The organism is Streptomyces sp. NRRL F-5630, assembly GCF_000719475.1.
Lineage (GTDB): Bacteria > Actinomycetota > Actinomycetes > Streptomycetales > Streptomycetaceae > Streptomyces.
Map to the genome: position 1 here is coordinate 1 of NZ_JOGO01000119.1, position 9,860 is coordinate 9,860.

Annotated in this window: 9 protein-coding genes; 7 read left to right on the plus strand and 2 right to left on the minus strand. The window is 75.3% G+C overall.

All coding sequences use genetic code 11. From position 1 onward, the window contains the following. Positions 1–603 precede the first annotated feature (603 nt). A complete protein-coding gene (locus IF99_RS0129100) occupies positions 604–1,002 on the plus strand; it encodes a rodlin (protein ID WP_031001214.1) in 399 nt (132 codons plus the stop codon). Between the two features lie 283 nt (positions 1,003–1,285). Further along, a complete protein-coding gene (locus tag IF99_RS0129105) occupies positions 1,286–1,741 on the plus strand; it encodes a tellurite resistance TerB family protein (protein ID WP_031001217.1) in 456 nt (151 codons plus the stop codon). A gap of 135 nt (positions 1,742–1,876) precedes the next feature. Here the strand turns inward: IF99_RS0129105 and IF99_RS0129110 are convergent, their stop codons facing one another. Continuing rightward, positions 1,877–2,452 (minus strand): TerD family protein, encoded by a 576-nt coding sequence (locus tag IF99_RS0129110; protein ID WP_031001219.1) that lies wholly within the window; start codon positions 2,450–2,452, stop codon positions 1,877–1,879. Positions 2,453–2,617: 165 nt separating this feature from the next. On the opposite strand from IF99_RS0129110, the gene IF99_RS0129115 reads away from it, so the two are divergent. Both IF99_RS0129115 and IF99_RS0129120 read left to right on the plus strand, forming a co-directional pair. Beyond that, positions 2,618–3,070, plus strand: a complete 453-nt coding sequence (locus tag IF99_RS0129115) for a BlaI/MecI/CopY family transcriptional regulator (protein ID WP_031001221.1) — start codon at positions 2,618–2,620, stop codon at positions 3,068–3,070. Between the two features lie 5 nt (positions 3,071–3,075). Further along, positions 3,076–4,008, plus strand: coding sequence for a M56 family metallopeptidase (locus IF99_RS0129120; protein ID WP_031001223.1), 933 nt, complete (start codon positions 3,076–3,078; stop codon positions 4,006–4,008). Positions 4,009–4,071: 63 nt separating this feature from the next. Here the strand turns inward: IF99_RS0129120 and IF99_RS0129125 are convergent, their stop codons facing one another. After that, positions 4,072–5,739, minus strand: coding sequence for a bifunctional 3'-5' exonuclease/DNA polymerase (locus tag IF99_RS0129125; RefSeq protein WP_031001226.1), 1,668 nt, complete (start codon positions 5,737–5,739; stop codon positions 4,072–4,074). A gap of 75 nt (positions 5,740–5,814) precedes the next feature. On the opposite strand from IF99_RS0129125, the gene IF99_RS0129130 reads away from it, so the two are divergent. From IF99_RS0129130 to rpmG, 3 genes are all read left to right on the plus strand, one after another. Then, positions 5,815–7,119 carry a DUF2786 domain-containing protein gene (locus tag IF99_RS0129130; protein WP_031001227.1) on the plus strand — a complete coding sequence of 435 codons (1,305 nt, stop codon included), beginning with the start codon at positions 5,815–5,817 and terminating at the stop codon, positions 7,117–7,119. 42 nt (positions 7,120–7,161) lie between these two features. Then, positions 7,162–9,357, plus strand: coding sequence for an FUSC family protein (locus tag IF99_RS0129135; protein WP_031001229.1), 2,196 nt, complete (start codon positions 7,162–7,164; stop codon positions 9,355–9,357). A gap of 152 nt (positions 9,358–9,509) precedes the next feature. Beyond that, on the plus strand, positions 9,510–9,674 hold the full coding sequence (gene rpmG / locus IF99_RS0129140) for a 50S ribosomal protein L33 (RefSeq protein WP_031001232.1): 165 nt from the start codon (positions 9,510–9,512) through the stop codon (positions 9,672–9,674). The last annotated feature ends 186 nt before the right edge of the window (positions 9,675–9,860 follow it).

Here is a 9,860-nt window from a genome sequence, read left to right on the forward strand (position 1 = left end):
GGGGCGGGTCGGTGCCGCGCGCGGGCGGCGGGGAGTAGGGGGTGGCGGGCCGTTCGGAGGACTGGCGGCTGACGGGGATGAAGCCCTGTCGCTTCCAGCCGCCGCCTCTGGGTTCAGGTTCCGTCATGCTTCCTCATCGTCGCCGGACGTGCCCCGTGCTCAGGCCGTCACACCCCAGGGTCCCCCGTTCACCGCACGGTGTGGGGGCGAATGAGGGATTCGCCCGCGTTGCGCCCCCTCGCGCGCTCCCTCTTACGGGGGCATTGCGCGAGTGGCGCCCCGCGCGGCGCCGCACCGTGGTAGACGGCCTCCTCCCGCCGCGGTGGGCCCTCGCGGAAGAGGCCGCACCGCGGCCCGTGCGCGAGCCGCCGTTTCCGGTTCTCCGGCCGGGACGGTGCGGGCCTCGCCGCGCCCGGCTCGTCGGGGCCGCCCCCGTCGTGGCGGCCCGGGGCTCCCGCCACCGTGTCCCGCGCGCTCCGGGCGGGCGGGGCGCGTGGGCCGTTCGGGTGTCATGCGGGCCGATGGCGCAACTCCCGGCGGGCTCGGGTGGTTGGGGTGACTGGTGATCCTGTCTCGGGGTCCGCTTTCCGAAAGGGGACAGTCATGAAGAAGCTGTGGGCCGCCGCCGCGGTCGCCGTCACGGTCGCGGGTGCGGGTGCCGCTCCCGCCATGGCGCTCAGCGACGACGGTGGTACGACCTCCGTCTCGGGCAACGGTGCCCAGCAGTCGTACGGCAACCAGGCCACGTTCGGGAAGATGAGCCCCCAGCTCGCTCTCGTCCAGGGCTCGCTCAACAAGCCCTGCATCGGCCTGCCCGCCAAGGTCAACGCCGGTTCGATCGTCGGCCTCGTGCCCGTCGCGGTCCAGGACATCAACGTCCTGTCCTCGCCGCAGAACCAGCAGTGCACCGAGAACTCCACCCAGGCCAAGGGCGACGAGCCGCTGTCGCACATCCTGGACGACATCCCGGTCCTCTCGGGCAACGGCGCCGCCAACGGCTGACCGCCGCCCCGGACGGGATCGACGAGGGCCCGCCTCCCCACGCACCACGCGCGTGGGAGGGCGGGCCCTCGCTCGTTCCCCTGTTCGGCCGTCCACTCGTTCCCCTGTTCCCTGTGGTGTGCGGGACTGGCGGGATCTTTTCCGCGGGGCCGTCCGTTGGGAGGAGTGCCCGGGCGCGACTGGTAGCTTCTACAGCACTGTAGAAGTGCGGGGCTCCAGTGGGGCTGCCCGTGGTCGGCCCGCCGTGCCCGGCGGGCCGGGGTTTACGAGAGACGGAGTTCTCATGGCGCTCTGGGATCGCATCAAGGATTCCGCGCAGACGATGCAGGGACAGCTCGTCGCGAAGAAGAACGACCTCAAGAGCGGCGCCTTCCGCGACGCGAGCATGGCGATGTGCGCGCTCGTGGCGGCGGCCGACGGCAGCGTCGACCCCTCCGAGCGGCAGCGGGTCGCGCAGCTCATCACCTCCAACGAGGTCCTCCAGAACTTCCCGGCCGACGATCTGCGCCGCCGCTTCGAGGCCAACCTCGACAAGCTCACGAGCGACTTCGACTTCGGCAAGGTCGGCATCCTCCAGGAGATCGCCAAGGCCAAGAAGAAGCCCGCCGAGGCCCGCGCGGTCATCCAGATCGGCATCGTCATCGGCGGCGCCGACGGCGACTTCGACAAGGACGAGCAGGGCGTCGTGCGCGAGGCGTGCTTCGCGCTGGGCCTGCCGCCGCACGAGTTCGACCTCTGAGACCTCCCGGATCTCCCGGGGCTTCCGTATCCCGCGGGCGCCCCGGGACTTCCCGCGCGTCACGGGCCAGGGGCCGGGTCCGCCGTCATCACGGCGAACCCGGCCCCTGGCCCGTATCCGTCTCTTACGTCCCGCTCAGACGTTGACGCCGAAGTCCGAGGCGATGCCCGCGAGTCCGGAGGCGTAGCCCTGGCCTACCGCGCGGAACTTCCACTCCGTGCCGTGGCGGTAGACCTCGCCGAAGACCATCGCGGTCTCGGTCGAGGCGTCCTCGGAGAGGTCGTATCGCGCCAGTTCGGTGCCGCCCTCGCGGTTCACGACGCGGATGAAGGCGTTGCGGACCTGGCCGAAGCTCTGGCCGCGCGACTCCGCCTCGTGGATGGAGACCGGGAAGACGATCTTGTCGACCTCGGCGGGGACCTGCGCGAGGTCGATCTCGATCGACTCGTCGTCGCCCTCGCCCTCGCCCGTCAGGTTGTCGCCGGTGTGGCGGACGGAGCCGTCCGGGCTGGTCAGGTTGTTGTAGAAGACGAAGTGCGCGTCCGAGACGACCTTCCCGGACGCCGCGCACAGCAGCGCGCTCGCGTCCAGGTCGTAGTCGCTGCCCGTCGTGGTCCGGACGTCCCAGCCCAGGCCGACCGTGATCGACGTGAGCCCGGGGGCCTCCTTCGACAGCGAGACGTTGCCGCCCTTGGCCAGCGTGACTCCCATGGTGTTCGCTCCTTGGTCTCGGGGGTGTTGCCGGATGTGGCTCGTTCCGGAAAACTGCCTCGCTCTGAAAACTACAGGACTGTAGAAGTTGATGGCGGGGCCCGGGTCCCCGGCTCGGTACGATCGGGACCCGGGGTGAGCCGGCGGGTGCGAGGAGGTGCGGGCGTGAGCGGGACCGAGCGGAACGGTGGCCGACGGCGTGGACAGGGCGAACTGGAGGCCAGGGTGCTCGCCGTGCTCCACTCCGCCCCCGGACCCGTACCCGCGGGCTGGGTGCGCGAACACGTCGGCGGCGAACTCGCGTACACGACCGTGATGACGATCCTGACGCGGCTTCGCTCCAAGGACACCGTGACCAGGGAACGCCGGGGCCGCTCCTTCCTGTGGAGCGCCGTCGCCGACGAGGCGGGGCTCGCGGCGCTGCGGATGCGGCGGCTGCTCGACGGCGAGCACGACCGCGACGCGGTCCTCACGAGCTTCGTCACCTCCCTCTCGGCGCAGGACGAACGGCTGGTCCGCGAACTGCTCGCGGGCGGCGCGGCCGAGGGGCCGCTCGCGGACGGCGGCCCGGGGGGCCCGCTCGCGGACGGCGGGGCCGGGGGCTCCGGAGAGGGCTGAGGTACGTGGAGTACGTCGTCTTCCTGCCGTTCGTCGTCCCGCTGACCGCGCTGCCGGTCGGCCGCCTCGCGGTGCGCCACCTCCACCCGCGCACCGCGACCCTCCTCCTCACCGCGCTCGCCGTCGTGCTCGCCCTGTGCAGCACGGTCTGCCTCGGCCTCTTCGGCGTCGTCGGCACCGCCCGCATCCCGCACAACCCCCTCCCGGACGCCTGGGCGGACCCCGAGGTGCGGGCCGCGGTGCCGTGGGACGAGGTGACGGGCCTCGTCTCGCTCGCCGCGCTGCTCGGCGCGCTGGCCGCCTGCGTGCGGACCGGGGCGCGGCACCGGAAGGCGCGGATCGCGGCCCGCCGCGCGGCCTGGGCGGTACGGGACCGGGACGGCGTGGCCGTCCTGCCCGACCCCACCCCCTACGCGTACGCCCTCCCGGGCCGCCCCGCGCTCGTCGTGGTCTCGCGCGGGATGCGGGAGTGCCTCACCGCGCGCGAGTACGGGGCCCTGCTCGCCCACGAGCGCGCGCACCTCGCGGCCCGGCACCACGGGCTCCTCCTCGTCGCGCGCCTGGCGGCGTGCGCGAACCCCTTGCTGCGCCCGCTGGTCGGCGCGCTCACCTACGGCGCCGAGCGCTGGGCGGACGAGGAGGCGGCGCGGGCCGTGGGGGACCGGAGGGTGACGGCGCGGGCGGTGGGGCGCGCGGCGCTCTCCTCCTCGGGCTTCGGCACGGACCTCCTGCCCGCCTTCGCCGCGCCCGGCCCCGTGCCCCGCCGCGTGGCCGCCCTGCTCGCCCCGCCCCCGCCCGCGCGGTGGCCCGGCCCGTACTGGGCGCCGGTGGGCTGGGCGGCGCTGATGGCGGGCGGCGGGGTCGTGGTGTCGGCGGCGTCGTCGTTCAACGCGGCGGTGACGGTCGTGGGGGTGTGGATGGCGGCGGGGGTGGTGTGAGGGCGGTGCGCCAGGGCGGTTCCGGCACCGGGCAGGGCGGACCCGGCCGAACGCCGGTCCGCCTCACTTCGCGTCCGCGTAGCACTCCACGATCGCCGTCGTGAAGGGGACGCGGAGGGGGATGTCCCCGAAGCAGACGTGGGTGGCCTCGCGGGCGGCCTCCGCGATCAGGGCGGGGATCTCGGGCGCCTCGGAGGCGGGGGCGTGGACGATGACCTCGTCGTGCTGGAAGAAGACCAGCTCAGCGGCGCGGGAGCGGAGTGCGCGGCGCAGGGCGGCCAGGAGGAGCAGGGTCCAGTCGGCCGCCGCGCCCTGGACGACGAAGTTGCGGGTGAAGCGGCCCCGGGCGCGGGAGGCGGAGACGGACGGGGCGGGCTCGTCCTCCTGCGGGATACCGGCCTCTTCCTGGGCCTCGCCGCCCAGCGGGGGACACGTGCGGCCCAGCCAGGTGCGGACGAGGCGGCCCTCCTCGCCGGCGCGGGCCGCCTCGTCCACGTAAGCGACGGCCTTCGGGAAGCGGCGGCGCAGCGCCGCCAGGTTCTTCAGGCCGTCGCCCGAGGTCTGGCCGTAGATCGCGCCGAGTACGGCGATCTTGGCGCGGTCGCGGTCACCCGCGAAGGCACGGTCCGAGACCGCCGCGTAGAGGTCGTCCGCCTTCGCGGCCACGTCCAGGAGCGCCCCGTCGCCCGCGACCGCCGCGAGGATGCGCGGCTCCATCTGGGCCGCGTCCGCCACGACGAGGCGCCAGCCCGGGTCCGCGACGACCGCGCCGCGCACCACCTTCGGGATCTGGAGCGCGCCGCCCCCCGCCGTCGTCCACCGCCCCGAGACCGCCCCGCCCACCACGTACCGGGGGCGGAAACGGCCCTCGCGCACCCAGTCCGCGAGCCAGCTCCAGCCGTGCGCCGTCCACAGGCGGTAGAGCTTCTTGTACGCGAGGAGCGGTGCGACCGCCGGGTGGTCCACCTTCTCCAGCTCCCAGCGCCGCGTCGAGGTGAGCTTCACGCCCGACTCGGCGAAGGCGCGCAGCACCTCGGCGGGCAGGTCGGGGCGGACGCGCTTGCCGAAGGCGCGCGAGACCTCCTCCGCCAGCTCAGCGAGCCTGCGCGGCTCGCCGCCGCCCGCGTACCGCTCGCCGAGCAGCTCGCGCAAAAGTTCCCTGTGCCGGTCCGCGCTCCACGGCAGGCCCGTCGCGTTCAGTTCGGCGGCGACGAGCGTGGCCGCCGACTCGGTGCCCGTGAGAAGGGTGAAGCGGCCGGGGTGGGTGGTCTTCGCGTGGCGCCGCACCTGCTCCGCGTAGACCTCGGCGACCGCCTCGGGCGGGAGCGGGGCCGGGCGCGGGTCGAAGAGGGAGGACTGCGCGTCGGGCTCGGCGGAGGGGCCCGGCGGGTCCTCGGGCACGGGGGCGTCGTGGAGGCGGGCCCAGGCGGCGGCGAGCGCGCGGGGCTGTCCGTACCTGCCCTCGTGGCCGAGCAACAGCGTCTCGGCCGCCTCGATGTCGTAGCACCGCTCGACGCGGACCCCCGCGGCGAGCAGCGCCGGGTACACGTGCGGAGTGGAGCGCCAGACCCAGCGGCCCACGTCCGGCCTCGCCCGTACCGCCGTCGCCGCGTCCGGCTCGGCGACCGGGGGTGCGGCGAGCGCGCCCTCGGGGGTGAGCGGGGCGACGCGCACGCCGGGGCCCTCCGCGTCCGCGGAGGTGAGGAGCCAGCGGACAGCGGGACGGGTCACGCCTGCGAGTCTCGCAGGCGGGTCCGACAACGGGTGCCCGCGCGGGCATGTCCACAGGGTGTGGACAATGGGGGAGTGCCCCGCGAGACCGGTAAGACCCGCCAGAGCCACCAGGGCGACCGCTCCTCCCGCGACACCCCTTCGGACGAGCGGCCCCGCGACGACTCCCGCGACGACTCCCGCGACGATCCCGCGCGCGCCGCCAGGGACGCGCTCGGCGCCGCGCTCGCCGACGGGACCGACCGTTCTCTCGACACCGCCGCCTCCCTCCTCGCCGCGCTCCCCGCCACCACCGCCCGCGCCCTGCTCACCGAGCGCGGCACCGCGCTCCTCGGCGCGGCCTGGCGGCGCGGCTGGGAGCCCGCCGACCTCGCGCGGCTCGTCCGCCGCGACCTGCGGCCCGGCCACAGCCTGCGGTACGCCGCTCTCGCGCACGAGGAGACCCGCCGGTACGCGCGCCTCGACCCCCGCTGGACGGCCCAGCTCGCCGACCTCGGCACCGGGGACACCGGTGGCAGCACGCGCGTGGACCGCTTCAGCGCGGCCGTCGAGGCCGTCGAGCTGTACCGGCTGCTCTTCACCGTCCCGGCGGTCGAGCCCGTCGGCCCGCCGCCCGGCTCCGTACCGACCGCGCCCCTGCCCACCGACGACCGCGAGCTGACCCGGGTCCGCGCGCTGCTCGCCAAGGCCGAGGCGACCGCGTACCCCGCCGAGGCCGAGGCGCTCAGCGCGAAGGCGCAGGAGCTGATGACCCGGCACCGCATCGACTCCGCGCGCCTCGCGGGCGTGGCCGCCGGACCCGGCGAGGGCGTCGCCGCGTGCCGGATCGGCGTCGAGCCGCCGTACGGCGAGGCGCAGGCGATCCTCCTCGACGCCGTCGCCCGCGCGAGCGGCTGCCGGGCGGTGTGGAACGAGGAGCACGGGTTCTCGACCGTCGTGGGGGACGCGGGGGACCTCGCGGCCGTCGAACTGCTGCACACCTCGCTCCTCGTGCAGGCCCACGCCGCGCTCACCCGCGCGGAGGCGGAGACGAGGGCGGCGGGGCGGCGCCGGACGAAGACCTTCCGGCAGTCCTTCCTGCTCGCCTACGCGGAGCACGTCGGGGCGCGGCTGGAGAAGACGGCCGAGGCCACGGTGACGGAATCGGCGGAGCCGGAGGTCCTGCCGGTCCTCGCGGCGCGGGACGTGGCCGTGACGGAGGCGACGGAGCGGATGTTCCCGAGGACGAAGGCGGCGCGGGTGAGGGGGGTGAGCGACGAGGCGGGGTGGCGGCGGGGCACCGAGGCCGCGTCGAGGGCCGACCTCGACCACCGGCTTCCGCCGCGCTTGAGGGGCGGGGACGGGAGCGGAACCCCCGGGGGTGCCTCACCCGCACGCTGAGCCGACCGCACCGGCCGCCCCCCATGTCCGTATGGTGACGGGGTGAGCTGGCTCAACGCCCTGGCCGAGACCTCCCGGTCCGGCCTCAAAGTGGAACGCAAGCGCCTCGTGCCGCTCGTCGCGCTGCGCGGCGCCGCGGGCCTCGCGCTCGTCGTCCTGCTGAGCCTCGGCCTCTTCGGGCCGAACGTCGCCGCCTCCTCCGCCTTCGGCGCGTTCTCCGCCGCCATCGCGACCTTCCAGCGCTCCTGGCGGCCCCGGCCGCTGCTCGCGCTCGCCTCCGGGTTCAGCCTCGCCGTCTCCACCTTCCTCGGCTACGTGTGCGTCGTCCACCTGTGGCTCTTCGTGCCGCTGCTCATGCTGTGGGCCTTCGTCGCCGGGATGGCCTGGGCGGCCGGGCCCACCGCCGGGATCATCGCCGCCTCGAACGTCTCCATCGTCATGGTCACCGTGTCCCTGCCGGGGTCCGTCGTCTCCGCCCTCGGGCACGCGGCGGTGATCGCGGCCGGGGGGATCGTGCAGGCCGGGCTCGTCTGGCTCGTACCGATCCGGCGCTGGGGCGCGCACCGCGACGCGCTCGCCGACGCCCTCGCCGCCGTCGCCGATTACGCGCGCAGACTGCGCCAGGACCCCGTGGCCGACTTCGACCCCGAACCGCTCATGGAGGCCCGCAAGGCCGCCGTGCTCACTCCCGGGCAGGCCCGCCGCCGTCCCGTCGAGCTGCGCGGCCCGCGCGGAGTGGCCGAGCGCATCAGGCCCGTGCTCGCCTCGCTCGCCGACCCCGGCTTCGGGGTCCCCGCGGAGGGGCCCGCCCGCGAGCGGGTGCGCGAACTGCTCTACGCGGCGGGCACGGTGCTCGACGCCTGCGCCCGCGCGGTGCGGCGCGGGGAGCCCGTCCGCGTGCCGGCCGCGACGAAGGCCGTGCTGCGCACGCCCGACACCGAGGAACTGCTCTCCGGCCCTCCGCTGCGGGCCGCGCGCCGGCTGCGCGCGCTGCTCGACGACGTGCGCGACACCGCCGACCCCCGCGGCGAAGCCCCCTCGCGCGTCCCGGACGACGCGCGGGAGACGGCGGCCCACGGGATGCCCGCCGTCACCCGCACCCGCACGCGCGCGCCGCTCTCGCAGCAGGCGGCGGGCATCGCGCTCCTGCTGCGCCTCCAGTTGCGCCGCGACTCGCCGGTGTTCCGGCACGGGGTGCGGATCTCCGTCGTCGCGGGCGTCGGGTACCTCCTCGGCTCGCTGCTGCCGCTCGGACACCCGTACTGGGCGCCGCTCACCTCCGTCATGGTCATGCGGCCCGACTTCTCGCAGACCTACGCCCGCGCGGCCGGGCGTTTCACGGGGACCCTCCTCGGCGTGACCCTCGCGAGCCTCGTCGTGCGCCTCGCGCACCCGGGCACGGAGCTGCTCGCGTGGCTCGCCGTGCTGGGCGGCGGGCTCATGTACCTGCTCATGCGGACGGGGTACGTCGTCGCGCAGTTCTGCGTCTCGATGTACGTCGTCTTCCTCCTCGGCATGGCCGGTACCGACCTCGAACAGACGACGCTGGAGCGGATCGGGCTCACCCTCGTCGGCGGGCTCCTCGCGATGCTCGCGTACGCGCTCTACCCGGCCTGGGAGGCGCCGCGCCTGCGCGGCAGGCTCGCCACCGCGCTCCTCGCCCACACCGCCTACGCCGCCGCCGTCTTCCGCGCCTACGCCAACCCCTCGGAGGACCGCAGCGCCCAGGTGCGCAAGGACCTCCTCGCCGCGCGCGACAGCCGTTCCGAGTGGCAGGAGGCCGTCGAGAAGGCCCGCGACGAGCCGGTACGGCAGCGGGGGCTCTCGCGCGGGGCCGCCGACGAGGCGGACGAGGCGCTCGCGGCGATCGCGCGGGTCGCGATGCTCATGGAGGCGCACCTGCCCGGTCGCGGCTCCCCACCCCTGCCCCCCGCCGACCGGCTCGCGGACGCGCTGGAGGCCGCGAGCACGCGTGCCGCGCGCGATCTGCGCGAGCGCTCCGCGCCGCGCTGGGACGCGGTGCGCGCCGCGCTCGGGAACTGGGACGCCGAGGGGAGCGGGGAGCAGGCGCCCGACCGGGTCGCGCGGAAGGGGGCGGGGATGCTCGTCGAGGCGCTGGAGGGCTTCTCCGCCGCGCTCGCGCCGCCGAAGCGGCGCCGGGAGGGGCGGGAGCGGGAGAAGACGGTGCGGGTGCCGTCGGCGGAGGAAGAGGAGGCGCGGCGGCCGGGGGCGGAGTGAGGAGGGGGGCGCGAGAGGGACTGAGGGGGCGGGGTGGGGCCGCCGGGTGGGGGTAGGGGCCGGGTGAGGGTGGGGACCGGGTGAGGGTGCTGGGTGAGCAGGCTCACTGCCGACTTAGTTGAAAATCATTTTCATATGCGTACACTGGGGGCATGGCTCGCAATGAACTCCGTCCCGTCGTCAAGCTCCGCTCCACGGCGGGCACCGGTTACACCTACGTGACGCGCAAGAACCGCCGCAACGACCCCGACCGAATGGTGCTGCGCAAGTTCGACCCGGCCGCCGGGCGGCACGTCGACTTCCGCGAGGAGCGCTGAACTTCCGCGAGGAGTGCTGAACTTCCGCGAGGAAGGCTGAGGGGGCTCGCGGTGGGGCTGCGGCCGTAGCCCCACCGCGAGCCCCCTCCCGTCCGAGTGCCCCGTGGCAGCCCCCTCCCGCCCGGGGGGGCGACCCCTATACCAGTCTCCCAAACCCCCACCCCCCTCCCCCTCCACCCGCACGAA

What these genes read in the sequence shown, in the direction of transcription:
- IF99_RS0129100 (WP_031001214.1), top strand. Translation starts at nt 604, where the DNA reads ATGAAGAAGCTGTGGGCCGCCGCCGCGGTCGCCGTCACGGTCGCGGGT.
- IF99_RS0129110 (WP_031001219.1), bottom strand. Translation starts at nt 2,452, where the DNA reads ATGGGAGTCACGCTGGCCAAGGGCGGCAACGTCTCGCTGTCGAAGGAG.
- IF99_RS0129105 (WP_031001217.1), top strand. Translation starts at nt 1,286, where the DNA reads ATGGCGCTCTGGGATCGCATCAAGGATTCCGCGCAGACGATGCAGGGA.
- rpmG (WP_031001232.1), top strand. Translation starts at nt 9,510, where the DNA reads ATGGCTCGCAATGAACTCCGTCCCGTCGTCAAGCTCCGCTCCACGGCG.